Origin of the sequence: Burkholderia sp. Ac-20345, from assembly GCF_017104825.1 — a bacterium.
GTDB classification, from domain to species: Bacteria; Pseudomonadota; Gammaproteobacteria; order Burkholderiales; family Burkholderiaceae; genus Burkholderia; species Burkholderia lata_B.
The window spans coordinates 1-19,293 of record NZ_JAAGPO010000194.1; the positions used below are offsets into that span (position 1 = coordinate 1).

Below are 19,293 nucleotides of genomic sequence, written 5' to 3' on the forward strand. Positions count from 1 at the left end.
GACGCGGTTGTACACGTTGAACCATTCCGGATGGTGGTTCATTTCCTGCGCCTTGATCGCCACGCGCGTCATGAAGCCGAACGCTTCGTTGAAATCGGCGAAGCGCAGGCTACGCTGGATCGCGTCGGCGGCGCTGCCGAGCGCGGCGGCGTGAGCGGCGGCATCGGCGCCGGGGACGAAGAGCCACGCGCGTCGCAGCGCGGCCAGCGGTCGGTCGGGGTAGCAGGTCACGGTCGGGATCGATGTCGGGGTCGGGGTCGGAAAGGGGGAGCCGCTCACGCGCGCGTTGCCCGCGCGAGCATCGCGTGCAGCAGCACGTCCGCGCCGCGCGCCACATCGGCCGGCAGCGCGTCTTCGGCTTCGTTGTGGCTCAATCCGCCGACGCACGGAATGAACACCATCGCCGTCGAGCAGTGTTTCGCGAGATGGATCGCGTCGTGTCCGGCGCCGCTGATGATCCGCTGGTTCGGATAGTCGAGCAGGTCGACCGCGTGCTGGACGGCGTCGACGCAGGCCGGATCGAACGGCGTCGCCGGGCTGACCCAGTGTTGGCCGATCTCGACCGCTACGCCGCGCCGCGCGGCCACCTTGCCGAACCGGGCGCGCACGGCGGCTTCCATGTCGGCGATCGCCGCGTCGTCCGGATGGCGCAGGTCGACCGTGAACGCGACGTCGCCCGCGATCGTGTTGCGCGACGCATTGCGGATCTGCCATTCGCCGATCGTCGTCAGTCCCAGCGGGAAGTATTCGGCCGCGATCGCCTCGAGTTCGGCCGCCATGTCGGTGGCGGCAAACAGCGCATCTCGCCGGTACTGCATCGGCGTCGTGCCCGCATGGGCGGCCTGCCCCGTGACGCGCACGTCGAGCCAGCGGATCGCCTGGCCGCCCGTGACGACGCCGATCGGCACGCCGTTTTCCTCGAGCACCGGCCCTTGTTCGATATGCGCTTCGAAATAGGCGTCGAACGGGGTGCCGGGCACCGCACGCTCGCCGGCATAGCCGCTCGCGCGGAGCGCATCGGCGACACTTGCGCCCGCCGCATCGCGTGACGCGAGCGCCACGTCGAGCGGCATCACGCCGGTGAACGCGGCGGAGCCGAGCATCGCGGGTGTGAACCTCGCGCCTTCCTCGTTGGTCCACACGACGATCTCGATCGGCCGTTCGGTGTCGATCCCCGCGTCGTTCAGCGTGCGCACGACCTCGAGCGCAGCGAGTACGCCATATACGCCGTCGAAGCGCCCGCCTTCCGGCTGGGTATCGAGGTGGCTGCCGCTCGCGACGGGCGCCGCGTCCGGCCGCCGGCCCGCGCGCCGCGCGAACAGGTTGCCGACGCGGTCGACGGTGAGCGTGAGTCCCGCGTCCCGGCACCACGTCTCGAAGCGCGCGCGTCCGGCCGCGTCTTCGTCGGTCAGCGCGAGGCGGCGCACGCCGCCTTTCGCGGTCGCGCCCACTTGCGCCATGTCCATGAGGCTCTGCCAGAGCCGCTCCGCATTGATCTTCAGCATCGTCAAGGTTCCTGATCGGTCGGCCGCCCAGCGGCCGGTGTTCGTCGTGTCGTCTTTATCGAAAATCAAAAACAATTAGTCCAATTTTTAATCGTTATCCTGAGTATAATTTTCACGAATGATGAAGTCGTGAGACCCGTGATGAGCAAAGATCGCCCCGACACCTACCTGAACGACCGCCTCGACTGGAACCTGCTGCGCACCTTTCTCGCGATCGCACGCGAGAAGAGCGTGAGCCGCGCCGCGATGCGCCTGCACCTCACGCAGCCTGCCGTGAGCCAGGCGCTGCGGCGGCTCGAGGAGCAGCTCGGCCTGCGCCTCGTCGACCGGCACGGGCCGCGCATCGAGGTCACGCAGGCGGGCATCGAGGTGCAGCAGATCGCCGAGGACATCTACGGCACGATCTCGCGGCTGTCGCTTGCCGACGTCGATCGCGATCACGACATTTCGGGCACCGTGCGCATCGGGATCGTCAGCGGCATCGACTTCCCGGCGTACGACGATTTCCTCGCCGAGTTTCATCGGACTTATCCGCGCATCGAATTCGAAAGCCAGGTGATGCGCAGCGCCGACGTCGTCAACAGCCTGCAGCAGCGGGCGTTGACGCTCGGGCTGACGCCGCGCCGTGCGCTGCCGAAGCGAATCGACGCCCGCGTGTTCCTGCGCCAGCACTACGCGCTGTTCTGCGGGCGTCACCATCCACTGTTCGGGCGCGACGGCCTGCGCACGGCCGACCTGGCCGGCCTGCCGTTCGTGTCGTTCACCGGCGACAAGGTCGGCGATCACATGTCGCCGCTGACGATCTTCCGCGACGAGATGGGGTTCACCGGGCGCGTGATCGCGTCGTCGTCGAGCATGGCCGAAGTCAAGCGCTTCATCTTCGCGGGGCTCGGGATCGGCTGCCTGCCCGAGCACATCGTCCGGGACGACATCGCGCACGGACGTTTCCAGCGCTTGCCGCCCGACGAAGGCGTCGCCGATGTCGACATTCACTTCCTGTGGTCGCAGGACCGCAAACTCAATGCGGCCGAGGCGGCGTTCGTCGACGCGCTGAACGCGTTTCTCGACCGTGAGGAAGCGCCGGACGCACCGGCCGCGCCGTGACCCGGGCAGCCGAAGCGCGTGCTCGCGGCTGCCGGCGTTCAGTAGCCGCGCGCGACATCCACCACGTTGCGCAGCGGCTCGCCGTCCAGCAGCCGCTGCACGTTCTGCGCGACCTGCTGGCCGATCGTGTCGGAGCTGGCGACCGACGCCATATGCGGCGTGACGATCAGGTTCGGCGCACGCCATAGCGGATCGTCGGCCGGCAGTGGCTCGACCGGGAACACGTCGACGAGTGCGCCGCCGAGCTGGCCGCGTTCGAGCGCCACGGCAAGATCGGCGACGACGAGGTGCTCGCCGCGTCCGACGTGGATCAGCTTTGCGCCCGGCTTCAGCCGGTCGAACGTTGCCGCATTCAGGATGCCGCGCGTTTCATCGGTGAGCGGCAGCAGGCATACGAGGATGTCGGTACCGGCGAGAAACGCGTGCAGGCCGTCTTCGTGCTCGAACAGGTCGACACCGGGCAGCGCGCGCGGCTGGCGCGCCCAGCCGCGCACCGCGTAACCGCGTTGCTGGAGATCGACGGCAACCCGGCCGCCGATCTCGCCGAGCCCCATGATGCCGACCGTGCATTGCGACGGATGCGCCTGTTCCGGGCGAAACCAGCGTGCCGCCTGCTGGTTGCGCATCGCGAGGTCGAGCCGGCGGTGGAAATGCAGCACGCCCCAGGTGACGAATTCGCTCATGCCGCGTGCATGTTGCGGATCGACGACGCGGCACAGCGGCAGTGCGGGCAGCCCGGGATCGGCGAGGATGTTGTCGACGCCGGCCGCGATGCTGTGGACGAGCCGCAGGTTCGGCATCGCGGCGAGCGCGCCATGAGGCGGATCCCAGCACGCGGCGATTTCCGCGTCGGCGGCGCCCGGTTCGCCGTGCATCACGACGTCGAAGGCCGGCGCCGCGCGCCGGATCGAGTCGACGAGATGCGACATGTCGTAGCTTTTACTGAGGAGTGCGATAGTAGTCATCGGAAGCAGTGGCAGAGGCCGGCCCGGATGGCCGGCGCATGACGAAGGAGTTTCAGCAGCGGTAGTCGGACGCGGGATCGTCGATCAGGCGCAGCGCGGCGCGCCACGCGGTGTCGGCGATGTCGGCCGAATCGTCGCGCGTGAATTGAGCGGCCGTGCGCCGGCAGACGTCGGCCGGCGGCACGATCAGCTTTGCGCCGCCGGCCAGCGCCTGCACTTGCGCCTGGCACGCGCGTTCGAGGAAGTAGATTTCGTGGAACGCCTCGGCGGCGGTGGCGCCGCCCGCGAGCAGGCCGTGGTTGCGCAGGATCATCGCCTTGTGCGTGCCGAGATCGCGCACCAGCCGCTCGCGTTCGGCGAGGTCGAGCGCAATGCCCTCGTAGTCGTGATAGCCGAGCTTCTCGTAGAACTTCAGCGCATGCTGGCTGATCGGTAGCAGGCCGTGTTCCTGTGCCGACACAGCGATGCCCGCGGCGGTATGCGTGTGGATGACGAAGTGCAGGTCGTCCCGGGCGGCATGAACCGCGGAATGGATCGTGAAGCCCGCCGCATTGACGCGGAACCGCGCCGGCTCGCCGGCTGCACGCGCGTCGATCACGTTGCCTTGCGCGTCGATCTTCACGAGATCGGACGCGCGCATCTCGTGGAACAGCACGCCGTAGCGGTTGATCAGGAACGTCGGCGTGTCGCCGGGCAGGCGCGCCGAGATGTGCGTGTCGATCATGTCCGTCATGCGGAAATGCGCGACGAGGCGGTACAGCGCGGCAAGGTCGGTACGAATCGCCCATTCGTCGGGCGGGCAGTCGTGCGCGCCGGCCGGCAGGCGTGCGTCTTCGAAGGATCGCATCGGTGTCTCTCCATGTTCAGGCTGTGATGGCGGGGTAGTGTTCGCCCGCACGGGGCGCCCCGTCAATTTCATTGTGCTAATGCGGATCATTAGCGCGGCGAATGCTCGTGCTGCTCGGTGACGGACAGCACGTCGGATACCGGTTCGCCGGCCCGCAGGCGAGCGAGCAGCGCAGGCTCCGCGCGGTCCGACGCGAGTGCGGCGTCGATGACGGCGGCGAGTGTCGCCGGGTCGGCGAACAGCACGCCGTTGTCGTCGGCCACCACGATCGAGCCCGGCGCGACCGTCACGCCGCCGCACGAGACGGGGATGCCGAATGCGCTGGCGCCGTCGTCGAGGCGCTTGGTCGTCAATGCACTCGTGCCGCGAGCGAAGACGGGCAGGCCGATCTGCCGAAGCTCGTGCCGGTCGGTCGCCACGCCGTCGACGATGATGCCGGCCGCACCCACGCATTGCGCGGCTGTCGCCGTGACGGCGCCGACACACGCATGCGAGTGGTCGCCGTGCATGTCGATCACGAGCACGTCGCCCGTCCCGAGCCGGGACAGTGCGCGATTGACCGCGATCGCATCCGGGCTGCGCAGTTGCAGCGTGACCGCGCGGCCCACCAGCTTCACGCCGGGGACGAGCGCACGCAGCCCCGGATTTGCGAAGCCGGTTTCGAGAAAATGGCCGAGCGTCGGCAGGCTCACGTCGCGCAGTTGCTGCGCGAGCGACGGATCGAGGGGGCGTGTCACCGGATTCACCGTTCGGCTGGCCGGATTCATGCGCGTCCACCGGCCGGTTCGTCACGGTGCGCGTGCGCGGACAGGTCGCGTTTCAGCGTTTCGGTGAGCAGCAGGAGCGCGAGCGCGGATACCAGTGCGGACGCAACCATGTACCACGCGACCGACGAGCCGCGCCCGGTCGCGGACAGCAGCGCGGTCGTCACGATCGGCGTCGCCGCGCTGCCGAGCAGGCCCGACAGCATGTAGCTGACCGACAGCCCCGAATAGCGCACTTCGGTGCCGAACAGTTCGGCGAGGAAGGTCGCGATCGGTCCGTAGTTTGCCGCGAATGCGGTCATCATCAGCAGGTAGCCCGCGAGCGCAAGCGGGAACTCGCGGCTGTCGAGCAGCCAGAACATCGGGAACGCAAACAGCGCCTCGGCGAGAATGCCGCCGAAGATCACGGGTTTGCGGCCGATGCGGTCCGACAAGCGTCCGAACAGCGGCAGCATCACGATGCAGAGCGCGCAGGCGATCAATGCGATCGACAGCATCGCGCCGCGCGAGTAGCCGAGCGTCTGTGTACCGTACGTGAGGCCGAACGCGACCATCAGGTTGAAAGCGGTGCCGGTCGACATCGTCGCGACGCCGCCGAGCACGACCTGCTTGCCGTAACGGCCCAGCACCGCGGCGATCGGCAGCTTCACCTGCGCGGCGGCTTCCTTGACCTTCGCGAAGGTCGGCGTTTCCGTCGTGTTCAGGCGGATATACAGGCCGACACCGACGAGCAGCGCGCTCGCGAGGAACGGAATGCGCCAGCCCCACGCGAGCAGTGCTGCAGGCGACAACATCGCACTGCTGACGAGAAATGCGAGATTCGCGATCAGCGTGCCGGCGGGGACGCCGACCTGCACCCACGAACCGAACAGGCCGCGCTTGCCGGCGGGTGCATGCTCGACCGCCATCAGTACCGCGCCGCCCCATTCGCCGCCGAGCGCGAGCCCCTGGACGATGCGCAGCGTCAGCAACGACACGGGCGCCCAGATGCCGATCGCACCATAGCTCGGCAGCAGGCCGATCGCGAATGTCGCGCAGCCCATCAGGACCAGCGACACCAGCAGCATCGACTTGCGTCCGAGCCGGTCGCCGAAGTGGCCGAACAGCGCGGCGCCGACGATGCGTGCGAGATACGCGGACGCGAAGGTGCCGAATGCGAGCAGCGTGCCGACGAGCGGCACGAAGCTCGGGAAGAACACCTTGTTGAAGACGAGCGCGGACGCGGTTGCGAACACGAACAGGTCATACCATTCGACCGTCGTGCCGATCACGCTCGCGACGGCGATGCGCTTCAGGTCGTTGGGGGCAGCATGAAGCGCGGGGGATGAGGCGGCGGGACGAACCGTGGCCATGGCTTTCTCCGGGGTGGGGCGGTCAGCGTTGAGATGACGGGCCGCGCGGCGTGCGCGGCAGGTGCGCCTTTATCGGAAGCCAAAAACAATAAGTAAAAGTGCGTTTTCTGATTCTTTGTATTAATGGCGTTGATGATGCATCCGGTGGTTGCCGGCGATGCTCAGTGCGGGCTGGCCACCTCGCCATCCGCACGCACCGCACCCGGCGGCTTGCCCACCACGCGCTTGAACGCGCGGCTGAACGCGGCGAGCGAGCCGTAGCCGAGCCGGTACGCGACGGCCTCGATCGTCTCGTGGTCGCGCGTGATCCATTGCGCCGCGAGTCGCATCCGCAGCTCGGTCAGGTAGCGCACCGGCGTCATCCCGGTCGCCGCGAGAAAGCGTTCGGCGAACACGGAGCGCGACACGCCTGCTTCGGTCGCGAGCTCCGCCACGCTCCAGTTGCGGCCCGGATCGCGATGCAGCGCGACGATCGCGCGGCCGAGCTTCGGCTCGCGCAGCGCCTGCACCCAGCCGGTCGCGTCGCCGCATCCGCACTCGACCCAGCCGCGCACGATGAACGCCGCGACCACATCCGCGAGCCGCGCAAGGATGCCCGCGAAGCCCGCGCGCGCCGAGCACGCTTCGCGCTCCATCGCGTCGAGCATCGGGCGGATTTCCGGGTAGCGCGCGAGCAGCGTGCCGACGTGCATGAACTCCGGCATCGTGCCGACGAGCGGCTGCATGCCGCCGAGATCGAGCTCCATGCACGCGCTGAAGATCAGCGCATCGCCGGCGCCCGGCTCGGTCGTCGCGCAACTGGCGGGCGACGCACCGGCCGACGCCACCGACGCAACCGTATCGCAGATCTTCGCGACCTCGAAGCCGTTGATCTCGCGGCACGGCGCATCGGGGTCCGACACCAGCGCGTGCATGCCGCCGTGCGGCAGCAGGATCGCGTCGCCGGCCTCGAGCCGCATCGTGTCGCCCGACGCGTCGCGCAGCAGCACGGGCCCGCGCCCGACGAAATGGAACTGCGCGCGGCCCGTCACGTGGCCGAAGTTCAGTCCGAACGGCCGCGCGACCTGGATGCGGCGGTACTGGACGCCGCTCAGGCGCATCCCCAGCAGCAGCTCGCTGACGAGGTCGTGCACGTCGGGGATGGGAGGAAGCAGGGGCTCGGACATATCGAGATTCGGACGATCGATCAATAAGAGCGGATTGTATGTCATAGACCGTCCTGCCGTGGTTCCTTACGATACGCCCTCATCAGTATTTTCCCTAACCGACACGGAACCACGCATGAATCCCGGAATCTCCACGGCCGCCTCGACGGCGGCCCCCCGCGAACCGGCCTGGGGCGCGGTATTCGCGATGACGCTCGGCGTCTTCGGGCTCGTCACGGCCGAATTCCTGCCCGCCAGCCTGCTGACGCCGATGGCCGAGAGTCTCGGCGTGACTGAAGGCGTGGCCGGGCAGGCCGTCACGGCCACCGCGACGGTCGCGCTCGTCACGAGCCTGCTGATCTCGGCGCTGACGCGCACGATCGACCGGCGGCGCGTGCTGCTCGTATTCTCGGTGCTGCTCGTCGCATCGAACCTGGCGGTCGCGTTCGCGCCGAACCTGACGCTGCTGCTGATCGGCCGCGTCGTGCTCGGCGTCGCGCTCGGCGGCTTCTGGACGATGGCGACGGCCACCGCGATGCGGCTCGTGCCGACGGCGATGGTGCCGCGTGCGCTGTCGATCATCTTCAGCGGCGTGGCGGTCGCGACGATCGCGTCGGCGCCGATGGGCAGCTACTTCGGGCACCTGATCGGCTGGCGCAACGTGTTCCTGATCGCGGCCGTGCTCGGCGGCATCGCGTTCGTGTCGCAGGTCGTCACGCTGCCGTCGATGCCGCCGAGCGGCACGACGCGGCTGCGCACGCTGATCGACGTGCTGCGCCGGCCGACCGTCGGCCTCGGCATGTTCGCGACGATCCTCGTGTTCACCGGGCATTTCGCGTTCTTCACGTACCTGCGGCCGTTCCTCGAACAGGTTGCCGGTGTCGGCGTGAACGGGCTGTCGGCGATCCTGCTCGGCTACGGCATCGCGAACTTCGTCGGCACGTCGCTCGCGGGCCGCGTGCTCGAACACCGGCTGCGGCCGATGCTGATCGGCATGCCCGCGCTGATGGTCGTGCTCGGCATCGCGCTCGTCGCGCTCGGCCGTGCGCCGATGGTCGACGCGGTGCTCGTCGCGTTGTGGGGGATGGCGTTCGGCGGCGTGCCCGTCGCATGGTCGACGTGGGTCACGCGCACCGTACCCGATGAAGCCGAGAGCGCGGGCGGGCTGATCGTCGCGGCGATCCAGCTCGCAATCGCGACGGGTGCGGCGGCCGGTGGCGTCGTGTTCGACGCGAACGGCGCGGCCGGCGTATTCATCGCCGCGGCCGTCGTGCTGGCCGTTGCGGTCGCAACGATCGTGACCGGCGTGCCGAAGCGCGTCGGCGTGGTGTCCGCGCTCGCGGAATGACTTTGCACTGGCGGGCCGCCCGGCCCGCCGCTCAGCGCGCTGGTGCGTGCGCGTCGAGCAGGCGCCGGTGGCGCGCTTCGGTCGCGTCGTCGGCAGGGAACATGCACTCCATGCGCAGTTCCTGAGCGGCGGCGCTTTGCGGCGTCCCCACCGTCGTGACCAGCGAGAAGTAACGCAGCACGACGCCTTGATGCACGAAGCCGATCGGGATGACCGGCAGCGACGGTGCGTCGGCCGGCGCCGGCGGCGTTTTCCAGTCGCGCGGCGCATCGGGGCTGGCGAGCAGGTCGTCGAGCAGCCGCCGCGTGTCGTCGTCGATCACGCGGCCGACCGATTCGCGATGCACGCGCTGCAGTAGGCTGCGCGACACCGTATCCCAGTCGGCCACGAACGGCCGCATACCATGGGGATCGAACATCAGGCGCAGCAGGTTGCGCGGGCCGTCGCGCGCGGCCATGTCGATGAAGCAGCCGAAAAAGCGTGGTGCCGCGTCGTTGGTCATCAGCACGTTCCAGTGGCGATCCATCACGATCGCCGGAAACGGATCGTGCTGGCGCACGACCCGTTCGAGCGCGCGGATCACACCGTGCATCTCCTGCGCATCCCACGGCGCTTCCGAATACACCGGCGCATACCCGGCCGCGAGCAGCAGCGCGTTGCGCTCGCGCAGCGGCACGTCCAAGGTTTGCGCGAGCGTCAGCAGCGTGTCGCGGCCCGGCACGCTGCGCCCGCTTTCGATGAAGCTGATCTGGCGCTGCGAGATGCCCGCGTCGAGCGACAGGTCGAGCTGGCTCACGCCGCGCACGTCGCGCCAGTAGCGCAGCAACTGGCCCAGTTCGTGCGGCGGCGCGTGCTGATCGCGGCGGCTGGCGTTCATCGTGCCTCCCTGGGCGTTCCGTGAGCGACGCGATCGACTATATCGGACTCATGCGGCGTTCGCATGCCACGCGAATGCGTCGAACGGCGCTTCGAGCGCGGGCCGCGTCACGCTGCCGACGTAGTTCGTGATCGTCGATGCGGCGACCACCGCAATCACCTCCAGCAACTGTTCGGCGCTGAAGCCGGCGTCGAGGAACGACTGCCGGTCGGCATCGGGCAGGCGGCCGCGGGTGTCGATCAGCGTGCGTGCCGTGGTCGACAGTGCGGCCAGTTTCGCGTCGGCGGGCAGGCTGCCATGGCGGATCGCGTCGACGTCGGCGTGGGTCACACCCTGTTTCAGCGCAAGCGCGGTATGGAACGCGACCGGCCATTCGCTCGCGTTCGTGACCGCATTGGTGAGCAGGAGCGTCTGGATTTGCGGCTCGGTGAGGCTGCTCGCGTGCACGCGCTCGAACAGGCCGATGAAGCCGTTGATCAGCACCGGTGACGCGGCCATGGCCGCCGCGATGTTCGGGACGATGCCGAAGGTTTGCTGGAGCTGCTGGAGGACGGGCTTCGATTCGGCCGGTGCCGAGTCGATCGTATGAAGCGGATAGGCGGACATGATGTCTCCGGGGGATGAGCGCCGCCAGAATGGCGGCGCGACACCCGAAGCGTAGGAGTGGCCGTGCCGTGCGCCAATTACATGGGATGTAATCAGTCGATGCGCGCGAGGCCGGCCGCTCCGCGAAGCTGCTAGCTGCCTTGCCTGACCATCTCCGCCAGCGTCTTCATCGCCTGCAGGTACGGATACGGCCCGTGGCTGATGCGGGCCACGCCGTATTCCGCGAAGTCGGCGAGCGTCGGCGTCTCCGTGACGCGCATCACGTTGACCGGCAGCGGCGATGCGGCCGTCAGCGCGCGAATGAGCGCCGGCGAGCGCAGCCCCGGCACGAACAGGCCATCGGCACCGGCCGCGGCATAAGCACGCGCGCGGGCCAGCGTGGCGTCGAGCAGGCGCTCGTCGTGCGTGTCGGCCGGCGCCTTGAAAAACACGTCGGTGCGCGCGTTGATGAAGTAGTCGGCGCCCGCGCGATCCGCGGCCTGCCGTGCTGCCGCGAGACGGGCCGCCGCTGCGTCGACGTCACGCAAGTCGCCCGTCGCCGGGAAGCTGTCTTCGAGGTTGCAGCCGATCGCGCGGGCCTTGATGCTCAGCGCGATCGTTTCGGCCACATCCTCCGGGCGCTCGCCATACCCGCTTTCGAGATCGACGGTGACGGGCAGGTCAGTCGCGCGCGAGATCCGCTCGAGTACTTCCATCATCAGCGCGCGCGGCATCTGCTCGCCGTCGACGAAACCGTTGGCTGCCGCGACCGACCAGCTGCCGGTCGCCAGCGCGACGGCGCCCGCGTCGGCCGCCGTGCGCGCGCTGCCGGCGTCCCACACGTTGAACAGCGCCAGCGGCTGGCCCGCACGGTGAAGCGAACGGAAATACGCGCCCTTCTCGTTGCTGCTCATGCTTGCGTCTCCTTGTGGAAAACCGGATCGGTTGTGGTGCCGAGCGATATTGCCACCGAATCGGGCGCCGCGACGGATTCGTCCGATGACAACTGACAAGGAATGGCAGGAGTCGAGCGACCTGCCGCGCGGAGGTTCAGTCGCGCGCGGCCGGATCGACCGACAGTGCCCGCAACTGGCCGCGCAACTGATCGACTTCTCCCGGCGCGAACGGCTGTTCGATCTCGGCGTGTGTTTGCTGCCATAGTGGAAATGCTTCGGCGAGCAGGTCGTGGCCGGCCGGCGTCAGTTCGAGCAGGCGGCTGCGCCGGTCGTCCGGATCCTGCATGATCGTGACCAGGCCGCGCCGCTCGAGCGGCTTGAGCGCGGCGGTGAGCGTGGTGCGGTCCATCGCGAGCAGCGACGCGACCGACTTCATCGGCGCCGGCTGCGGCCGGTTCAGCGACATCAGCAGCGAAAACTGGCCGTTGGTGAGATCCAGCGGGCGCAGCACATCGTCGAAAATCCGCGCAAGATTGCGCGCCGCGCGCTGCATGTGCAGGCACAGGCAGCAATCGCGCACCATCAGCGTCGTTTCGAAAGGGAGCTTTTCTTTTCGTGCCATGTTGCAATTGTGTTGATATCAACCTATCTTGTCAAGGTCGAGGCGTGGCAGCCCGTCGCGTCCGTCACCGGAGGAGACAGCATGAGTGCTCAACAACAGTTGTATCTCGCGGTTTTTCTCGGAACCAAGGATAGCCCGGCCATGAAGGCCTGGATGGCGCTGCCGGAAGAGGAGCGGCGCACGCGCGAGCGCGACGGCATCGCCGCATGGCATGCGTGGGTCGACCGGCATCGCGACGCGATCGTCGAGATGGGCGGGCCGCTCGGCAAGACCAAGACCATCGATGCGGCCGGCGTCACCGACACGGCGAACGCGATGAGCGGCTTCACTGTCGTACGGGCAGCCTCGCACGACGCGGCGGCTGCGCTGTTCGAGGGCCATCCGCATTTCACGCTGTTTCCGGGCGTGGCGATCGACGTGATGCCGGTGCTCGCGATTCCCGGCGCATGAACGACGGGCGAGGCCAGGCGTCGTGTATCGGCGATGCGCGGTGGCCGGCACGTGGAGATGTTCCCGACATTCTGGATGGAGACTGGCGATGAAGCTTTACGGATTTGCCGGCACCCGCTCGCAACGCGCGCTGTGGGGGCTGAAGGAGCTGGATGCCGATTTCGAGTTCATCTCGGTGAACCTGCTTCAGGGCGAGCACAAGCGGCCCGAATTCCTGCGCCTCAATCCGGCCGGCAAGGTGCCCGTGCTGGTGGATGGCGACCTCGTGATTCCCGAGTCGGCCGCGATCGTGCTGTATCTCGCGGACAAGTACCCGGAGAAGGCGCTGCTGCCGGTCGATCCGGCGCTGCGGGCAGAGGCTTACCGGTGGGTCATGTTCGCTGTGACGGAGCTCGAGCAGCCGCTGTGGCGGATCACGCGGCACTCGTTCATCTATCCGCCGGAGAAGCGCTCGCCGGCCGATATCGAACTGGCGCGCGAGGATTTCAGGACGATGGCCGCGATCCTCGACAAGCACCTCGAAGGGCGCGCGTTCATCGTCGGCGACACGCTGACGGTGGCCGATTGCGTGACGGCTTACCTGATCGACTGGGCCGGCGAGTGCAACCTGATCGAATCGTTCCCGCAGCTGCGCGCGTATCTGGAACGGTTGTATGCGCGGCCGAAGGCGCCGCAGCGGATCGCGGACGCGCGCAAGGCGGCGTGACGAGCGGGGGGCGGTCATGTGCCACATCGGCGTGACCGGCCACTACGTTCGCACGGTCGGCGAACAGCGGTCAGCCACGTTTCATGGTGGTGAAGCGTGCGTCGCGAACGCGGCGCACGCAGGCGCTCACACTACGTCGTCAGGCCCGCCAAGCATGCGACACAGCATCGACAGGTCGCTGAGCGTGAGGTGCGGCGTCGCGGCCTGCTGCTGAACCCGCTCCGCTTCCGGATGCGTATCGCGAACGACCCACGCCGCCTGAAGCCCAGCGTTCAATGCACCGACGATATCGAGGTGATAATCGTCGCCGACATGCAGCAATTCCGCCGGCTGCACATCGAGCGTTTCCGCCGCCGCATGGAAGATCCCGGGCTCCGGCTTCGCAACCCCGAACGCCTGCGCGCTGAGCGTCGCACGAAAGAATTCGCCGCCGCCGGTCAGCCGGAGATCCGCGTTGCCGTTGGTCACCGCGATCAACGGAAACCGCGCGCTCAACCACGCGAGCGCCGGCAACGCATCCTCATAGAATTCGACCCGGTTGCGCGCGGCATAGAAGGCTGCGTACGCACGGTCGGTGAGCGCGACATCTTCGTTTGCCCGCTCCAGCGCAAGCCTGATCGATCCGATTCTCATTGCACGGAAGTCGCCGGCGAGCTCGGGGCACAATCGTTCGTATTCGTCACGCAACTCGCTCAGCGCCTGCTGCGTGGGCAGCACGCTCGCGGTACCGGGCGCATGTTCGATCAGCCACGTGCGAAGCTCTCCTTCGGCCCGTACGACGGACGGCCCGAACGGCCACAGGGTGTCGTCCAGGTCGAACGAGAGAGCGGAAACTTGGGTGAGACGCATAGAGGTTGACGGGGAGTTTCGTTTACCAGGGCCACGGAATGGAGATTCCGGTGCCGTTTTCGAGGGCCTGCCGATACAGGAAGCGTGCGACGGTCAGGTCCTGCAGCGCGAGCCCGGTCATGTCGAAGACGGTGATCTCGTGCGGCGCGCGGTCGACCGTCGCGGTTCCGGCGAGGATGTCACCGATTTCCGTGCGTGGCAAATCCGGCGCCCACTGGCACTCGCCGATGCTGTGCGCCTGATCGTGATCGTCCACGAAAATTCGCGCGCGTTCCAGCACGCCTGCCGGCAACTCGCGCTTGCCGGCGGTATCGGCGCCCACGCAGGTCAGGTGGGTGCCCGGCTGAACGGCATCCGCATCGAACAGCGGGCCGCCGCCGGGCGTTGCCGTGATGACCACGTCGCTATTGGCCACCGCGTCGTTCCGGTCGCGCGCCACGGCGATCGTGCATCGTTCCTGGAAGGCCGATTCGAATACGGGATCGGGTTCGCCGCTGACGTTCACGTACTGCACCGTGCACCGTTGCGGCAGCAACCCGAGCGCGTAGTCGAGCTGGACGCGCGCCTGCACGCCGGTGCCGAACACGCAGATTCGCGTGCTGTCGCGACGTGCGAGCAGATGCAGCCCGAGGCCGCCGGCGGCGCCGGTTCGCGCGGTGGTGATCGCATTGCCGTCCATGATGCACAGCGGTCGGCCGGTGGCCGGATCGAACAGCGCGACGGTGGCCTGATGCGGTTCGCCGCCGAGTGCCCGGTTGCCGGGCCAGAACCCGGCCGCCTTGAAACCGAGCAGATCCTGATTCGCGACATCGCCCGACTTGATGCCGAACACGCCGCCGGTGTGCAGCTTCTCGCGGACCACCGGGAATACGCGTCCGGCCCTTTGACTGTGCAGCACGAAGGCTTCGCGAACCGCCGCCGTCACTTGCGCGGCCTGGAGGGCGGGTGCGACGGCATCGCGGTCGAGAAGCAGGAGTCGGGCGTCTGTCGGCATGTTCAGGCAAGCGCTTTCGGCGCAAGGTGAATCGGAGTGGTTTAAATTTTGTCCAGATTTGGATAAATAGTCAATCAATCGACGTGGCGGCGTGGGCGCACGGTTTTGCTCACCACCCGTAGAAGCGCGGCCACGTCTGCGCGCCGTCGTCTTCGCCGATCGCCTGATACTCGGGATGTTGCGCACCGGTGGCGCACGCGTGATTCGGCAGGATGCGCAGGCGGGTGCCGATCGGAAACCGCTGCGCGATGGCGGAGTCGGGCGAGCCCGCGCACGACACGATCCCGTGCTCCTGGTTGGCGGCGCTCATCAGGTAGTCGCCGAGCACGTCGCCGTGTTCGGTGCAGACCTGCCCGTAGCCGAAATCGCGCGCTTGGCGCTGCGTGCCGCGGTCGCGGCTCATCGCCATCCAGCCTGCGTCGACGATCGCCCAGCCTTTCTCTTCCTGGTGCCCGATGACGGTGGTCAGCACCGACAGTGCGATGTCGGACAGGTCGCACACGCCGATGTTGTGCATCACGAGGTCGAACATCACGTACACGCCGGCGCGCACTTCGGTGACGCCGTCGAGGTGTTCCGCCGCGAGCGCGGTGGGCGTCGAACCGATGCTCACGACCGGGCAGGGCAGCCCGGCGGCCCGGAGGCGCTCCGCCGCCCGCACGGTGCGGCTGCGCTCCTGCTCGGCGATCGCCGCCAGCGCTTCGGGCGTGTCGTATTCGTAGCTGGAGCCCGCGTGCGCCAGCACGCCCCCGAGCACCATTCCGCCGTCGACCAGTGTGCGGCCCACGTCGATCAGCAGGTCGGCGTCGGGTGGAATGCCCGAGCGATGGCCGTCGACGTCAACCTCGATCCACACTTCGAAGCGCTCGCCATGCGCGCGCCCGAATTCGGCGATTGCTTGAGCGGCCGGCAGGCTGTCGGCGACCAGCTTCAGGTCGCAACCCTGTCGGCGCAGCGCAAGTGCCTGGCCCAGCTTCGCGGGCACCATGCCGACCGCGTAGACGATGTCGCGGATACCGTGAGCGAAGAACTGCTCGGCTTCCTTGAGCGTCGACACCGTGATGCCCTGCGCGCCTGCCGCGATCTGGGCATCGACGACGTGCGCGCACTTGGTGGTCTTGACGTGCGGCCGGAACCTGACGCCGAGCGCGTCCAGATGCGCCTGCATGCGGCCGATGTTGTGACGCATGCGGCCGACGTCGATCAGGGCGGCCGGGGTGTTGAGGGTTTGAAGGTCCACGATGCGTTGCCTCGGAGTGTTGCCGATGCGAACACTGTAGAGGCGCCGACGGGCTGCGTGTTTAACGCGCGGCTAATCCGGCATTAAACGCTGTTTAATCGACTGGAGCGAATGGACACGCGGCGCGGCTCATGCATTGCCGCGCCACGGCGGCGGGCTCAGAAACCGCGTCGCGGCTTCGAGGAACACCCGTTGCCGCGCGGAACGGCCGGTGCGCGACGGCAGCAGCGCCGTCACCGGCGCGGGCGGCAGATTCCAGTCGGGCAGCAACCGGACGAGCTTGCCGCTTGCCAGCAGCGGTGCGACGTCCCACTCCGAGCGTTCGACGATCCCGAGCCCGGCCAGCGCCCAATCGGTGATGACGGTGCCGTCGTTGGACGACAGCGCGCCCGTGACGCGGATCACGGTAGACCGTCGCGGCTCGCCTTTGGCATCGCTGCGTGGCGAGAAGCGCCATCGCGGGATGTCCTCGTCGTTCTCGCGCAGGCACAGGCAGTCGTAGCGGGCCAGGTCGGACGGATGGTTCAGCTCCTTGATGCGGCGTGTGTAGGCCGGGCTCGCGCACAGAAAGCGTTCGTTGGGCGCGAGCGGATACCCGATCCACGACGACGACTTGAGGCTGCCGACATGGACGACCACGTCGGCGCCGGACGCGCTGGTCAACGGGCTCTCCGACAGGTGGAGCGATATTTCCAGCTTCGGATGCGCGCGTTGCACGTCGCGCACGATCCGCGCGACGTACTTTCGGCCGAAGCCGAGCGGGGCGACGACGCGCAGCGTGCCCTGTACGTCGCCGTGGTCGCCCGCGATGCTGACCGGCAGCGCCTCCACGCGCTCGAGGATGTCGACGGCTTCCTGGTACAGCCGTTGCCCTTCGTCGGTGAGTGCAATCCCTTTCGGCTGCCGCACGGCGAGCCGTGCGTTCAAGCGCGCTTCCATCCGCTGCAGGCGGATCGTGACCGCGGGCGGCGTGAGATCGAGCAGCCGCGCGGCGGAGGCCAGCGAGCGCGATGTGCCGATTGCGCGTACGAGTCGAAGGTCGTCGAGGTCGAGCATTTCATGTCTCTTAATGCTGGATGTGCCGAGCATTAAACCTCACATCGTGACGCGAATCCATCGATGCGGCTGTGGATCGCGTTGGCCGCGCATCGAATCGAATCGGATCGCATCGCCGCTTCGAATGACACGGTCCACGACGCCACGCACCGTTACCGGTCGAGCCCGAAAATCAGCGACCGGTGCGCGGCAACCCCGGCCATCACACCCGACGCCGACGCGAACGTTGCGTTGCTCATCGGTGTCGACGCGTCGCCGGCTGCGAATACGCCGGCGACGCTCGTCTGCTTCAATGCATCGACGCGCACGACCGGGCCGAGTGGCCCGTCGTCGAATGCACAGCCGAGCTGCTGCGCGAGATCGCTCGCCATTGCCGTGCGCGCGCCGACGAACAGCGCATCGACCGGCACGACCTGCCCGTCGGCGAGCCGCAATGCGTCGATACGCGGTGCATCGCCGAGGATTTCCACGACCGGCGACTGCTCGATGCGCACGCCACGCGCATCGAGCAACGCGGCTTCTTCTTCATTCGCTTCGACCACGCCCTGCGTGAACCACGTCGTCGGGCCCCAGTCCGGAATCAGGATCGCCTGATGCACGGACAGCGGATGCGTGGCGAGCACGCCGAGCCGCTGGCCGCTCACCTCGTACCCATGGCAATACGGACAATGCAGCACGCTGACGCCCCAGCGCTCGGCGAGCCCCGGCAGCGCGGGCAGTTCGTCGCGGATGCCGGTCGCGAGGATCAATCGGTCGGCGCTCGCCCGGCCGCCGTCGGCCAGCGTCACGTGGAAGCGGCCGTCCGCATCGCGCTCGGCCGTGCGCACGTCGCCTGCGAGCCGCTGCACGGTCGGATACGCGGCGAGTTGCGCGGCGGCTTCGTCGACGATCTGCGCGGGCGGCTTGCCGTCCTGCCCGAAAAAGCCGTGCGCGTGTTCGGCAAAGCGGTTGCGCGGCCGGCCGGCGTCGATCACGAGCACGCGGCGGCGCGCCCGCGCCAGCTGCATCGCGGCCGACAGCCCCGCGAAGCTCCCGCCGATCACGATCACTTCATGATGGTCATGCATGCACCCGCTCCTTTCCTGAACCTGCGTGAATGACGAACGTGCTCCGCTGATGGCCAACTCATGAAACACGAGAAGTTGCATGATAGGGCGATGGTATCATTCATGCAACTTCAAAAGTTTCGAGAAAGGGGAGTGCTGCTAGTGAGAACCGACAGCCGCCTGTCGCGCATGCTGCATGCGCTGATCCACATGGACCAGGCCGACGGCCCGATGACGTCCGAAGCGATCGCGACGATGCTGTGCACGAACCCGGTCGTCGTGCGGCGCCTGCTCGGCGGCTTGCGCGACTGCGGCTACGTGCAGTCGGAGAAGGGGCATGGCGGCGGCTGGGTGCTGAGCGTCGCGCTCGACGACATCACGCTGCTCGACGTCTATCGCGCGGTGGGCGAGCCGCCGCTGTTCTCCGATCTCGTCACCGACGACGAGGCCGAATGCCTGGTCGAGCAGGCCGTCAATGCGCACCTGTCGGCCACGCTGAAGGAGGCCGAGACGACGCTGCTCGCCCGCTTCGGCGAAGTCACGCTCGGCATGCTGTCGCGCGATTTCGAAGCGAAGCACCCGAAGCGGCGCAAGCCGCGCTGACGCGCCGCAGCATCGCGGCCGATCGCGCCCGACGCGCGATCCGGCACGGCCGAAAACGCTGCGCCGCGATGTTCTGTCCCCCAACTTCTGCCCGGTTTGCCCGCCACAGGGCAAAATACGGGTTTTCCGCACCCGCGAGGGCGCGACCGAATCACGCGCCGGGCGGCGCCAGTGCGCAATCCGCACGCTGCCGCCGGGCGCCCAGGCAAGATCGCTCGCCATGTCGCGAGCCCACAGGAGTCCAGACCCCATGCCCGAATCCAACCTGTCCTTCTTCGGCCGGCTGTCGCTGGCCGTCGGCACGTTCTTCTCCGTGCTCGGCAACCGCGAATTCGCGGC

The 19,293-nt window shown here is 68.0% G+C and carries 20 protein-coding genes and 2 pseudogenes; 6 read left to right on the forward strand and 16 right to left on the reverse strand.

What is annotated here, in order from left to right; translation table 11 throughout:
• Positions 1 to 126, reverse strand: a pseudogene (locus G3O06_RS38895) (4a-hydroxytetrahydrobiopterin dehydratase); the annotation flags it as partial.
• Between the two features lie 149 nt (positions 127 to 275).
• Positions 276 to 1,505 (reverse strand): Zn-dependent hydrolase, encoded by a 1,230-nt coding sequence (locus G3O06_RS38900; RefSeq protein WP_205819274.1) that lies wholly within the window; start codon positions 1,503 to 1,505, stop codon positions 276 to 278.
• A 141-nt stretch (positions 1,506 to 1,646) separates the two neighbouring features.
• Between G3O06_RS38900 and G3O06_RS38905 the strand changes: the two genes are divergently transcribed.
• Entirely contained in the window at positions 1,647 to 2,609 is a 963-nt protein-coding gene (locus tag G3O06_RS38905) for a LysR family transcriptional regulator (protein WP_205819275.1), read from the forward strand.
• Between the two features lie 38 nt (positions 2,610 to 2,647).
• Here G3O06_RS38905 and G3O06_RS38910 read toward each other — a convergent pair whose 3' ends face one another.
• The 5 genes from G3O06_RS38910 to G3O06_RS38930 form a co-directional block, all read right to left on the reverse strand.
• Positions 2,648 to 3,574, reverse strand: coding sequence for a glyoxylate/hydroxypyruvate reductase A (locus tag G3O06_RS38910; RefSeq protein WP_205819276.1), 927 nt, complete (start codon positions 3,572 to 3,574; stop codon positions 2,648 to 2,650).
• A 52-nt stretch (positions 3,575 to 3,626) separates the two neighbouring features.
• The gene (locus tag G3O06_RS38915; protein ID WP_205819277.1) at positions 3,627 to 4,421 is read right to left on the reverse strand and encodes a class II aldolase/adducin family protein; all 795 of its coding nucleotides are present in this window, start codon (positions 4,419 to 4,421) and stop codon (positions 3,627 to 3,629) included.
• A gap of 89 nt (positions 4,422 to 4,510) precedes the next feature.
• On the reverse strand, positions 4,511 to 5,158 hold the full coding sequence (locus G3O06_RS38920; protein ID WP_346779582.1) for an RraA family protein: 648 nt from the start codon (positions 5,156 to 5,158) through the stop codon (positions 4,511 to 4,513).
• A gap of 26 nt (positions 5,159 to 5,184) precedes the next feature.
• Positions 5,185 to 6,537, reverse strand: coding sequence for an MFS transporter (locus G3O06_RS38925; protein WP_205819279.1), 1,353 nt, complete (start codon positions 6,535 to 6,537; stop codon positions 5,185 to 5,187).
• 161 nt (positions 6,538 to 6,698) lie between these two features.
• A complete protein-coding gene (locus G3O06_RS38930) occupies positions 6,699 to 7,748 on the reverse strand; it encodes an AraC family transcriptional regulator (protein ID WP_205819280.1) in 1,050 nt (349 codons plus the stop codon).
• 70 nt (positions 7,749 to 7,818) lie between these two features.
• Between G3O06_RS38930 and G3O06_RS38935 the strand changes: the two genes are divergently transcribed.
• Entirely contained in the window at positions 7,819 to 9,030 is a 1,212-nt protein-coding gene (locus tag G3O06_RS38935) for an MFS transporter (RefSeq protein ID WP_175000371.1), read from the forward strand.
• A gap of 31 nt (positions 9,031 to 9,061) precedes the next feature.
• On the opposite strand, the gene G3O06_RS38940 is transcribed toward G3O06_RS38935, so the two are convergent.
• From G3O06_RS38940 to G3O06_RS38955, 4 genes are all read right to left on the reverse strand, one after another.
• Entirely contained in the window at positions 9,062 to 9,907 is an 846-nt protein-coding gene (locus tag G3O06_RS38940; RefSeq protein ID WP_205819281.1) for a helix-turn-helix transcriptional regulator, read from the reverse strand.
• 48 nt (positions 9,908 to 9,955) lie between these two features.
• The gene (locus G3O06_RS38945; RefSeq protein ID WP_205819282.1) at positions 9,956 to 10,513 is read right to left on the reverse strand and encodes a carboxymuconolactone decarboxylase family protein; all 558 of its coding nucleotides are present in this window, start codon (positions 10,511 to 10,513) and stop codon (positions 9,956 to 9,958) included.
• Positions 10,514 to 10,644: 131 nt separating this feature from the next.
• Positions 10,645 to 11,406 (reverse strand): isocitrate lyase/phosphoenolpyruvate mutase family protein, encoded by a 762-nt coding sequence (locus G3O06_RS38950; protein WP_205819283.1) that lies wholly within the window; start codon positions 11,404 to 11,406, stop codon positions 10,645 to 10,647.
• Positions 11,407 to 11,542: 136 nt separating this feature from the next.
• On the reverse strand, positions 11,543 to 12,010 hold the full coding sequence (locus G3O06_RS38955; protein ID WP_174979214.1) for a MarR family transcriptional regulator: 468 nt from the start codon (positions 12,008 to 12,010) through the stop codon (positions 11,543 to 11,545).
• An 81-nt stretch (positions 12,011 to 12,091) separates the two neighbouring features.
• Between G3O06_RS38955 and G3O06_RS38960 the strand changes: the two genes are divergently transcribed.
• Positions 12,092 to 12,460: a hypothetical protein gene (locus tag G3O06_RS38960; protein ID WP_174915666.1), complete on the forward strand. Its 369-nt coding sequence runs from the start codon at positions 12,092 to 12,094 to the stop codon at positions 12,458 to 12,460.
• Positions 12,461 to 12,548: 88 nt separating this feature from the next.
• Positions 12,549 to 13,166, forward strand: coding sequence for a glutathione S-transferase family protein (locus tag G3O06_RS38965; RefSeq protein ID WP_205819284.1), 618 nt, complete (start codon positions 12,549 to 12,551; stop codon positions 13,164 to 13,166).
• 126 nt (positions 13,167 to 13,292) lie between these two features.
• Here G3O06_RS38965 and G3O06_RS38970 read toward each other — a convergent pair whose 3' ends face one another.
• From G3O06_RS38970 to G3O06_RS38990, 5 genes are all read right to left on the reverse strand, one after another.
• Positions 13,293 to 14,015 carry an HAD-IA family hydrolase gene (locus G3O06_RS38970; protein ID WP_205819285.1) on the reverse strand — a complete coding sequence of 241 codons (723 nt, stop codon included), beginning with the start codon at positions 14,013 to 14,015 and terminating at the stop codon, positions 13,293 to 13,295.
• Positions 14,016 to 14,037: 22 nt separating this feature from the next.
• Positions 14,038 to 15,009 carry an ornithine cyclodeaminase family protein gene (locus tag G3O06_RS38975; protein WP_205819289.1) on the reverse strand — a complete coding sequence of 324 codons (972 nt, stop codon included), beginning with the start codon at positions 15,007 to 15,009 and terminating at the stop codon, positions 14,038 to 14,040.
• Between the two features lie 109 nt (positions 15,010 to 15,118).
• A complete protein-coding gene (locus G3O06_RS38980; protein ID WP_205819286.1) occupies positions 15,119 to 16,249 on the reverse strand; it encodes a DSD1 family PLP-dependent enzyme in 1,131 nt (376 codons plus the stop codon).
• Between the two features lie 129 nt (positions 16,250 to 16,378).
• On the reverse strand, positions 16,379 to 17,338 hold the full coding sequence (locus tag G3O06_RS38985; RefSeq protein WP_205819287.1) for a LysR family transcriptional regulator: 960 nt from the start codon (positions 17,336 to 17,338) through the stop codon (positions 16,379 to 16,381).
• Positions 17,339 to 17,457: 119 nt separating this feature from the next.
• Positions 17,458 to 18,372 (reverse strand): NAD(P)/FAD-dependent oxidoreductase, encoded by a 915-nt coding sequence (locus G3O06_RS38990; protein ID WP_205819288.1) that lies wholly within the window; start codon positions 18,370 to 18,372, stop codon positions 17,458 to 17,460.
• A 141-nt stretch (positions 18,373 to 18,513) separates the two neighbouring features.
• On the opposite strand from G3O06_RS38990, the gene G3O06_RS38995 reads away from it, so the two are divergent.
• Both G3O06_RS38995 and G3O06_RS39000 read left to right on the forward strand, forming a co-directional pair.
• Positions 18,514 to 18,954: an Rrf2 family transcriptional regulator gene (locus tag G3O06_RS38995; protein ID WP_205819290.1), complete on the forward strand. Its 441-nt coding sequence runs from the start codon at positions 18,514 to 18,516 to the stop codon at positions 18,952 to 18,954.
• 250 nt (positions 18,955 to 19,204) lie between these two features.
• A pseudogene (locus tag G3O06_RS39000) lies at positions 19,205 to 19,293 on the forward strand (DUF2760 domain-containing protein); the annotation flags it as partial.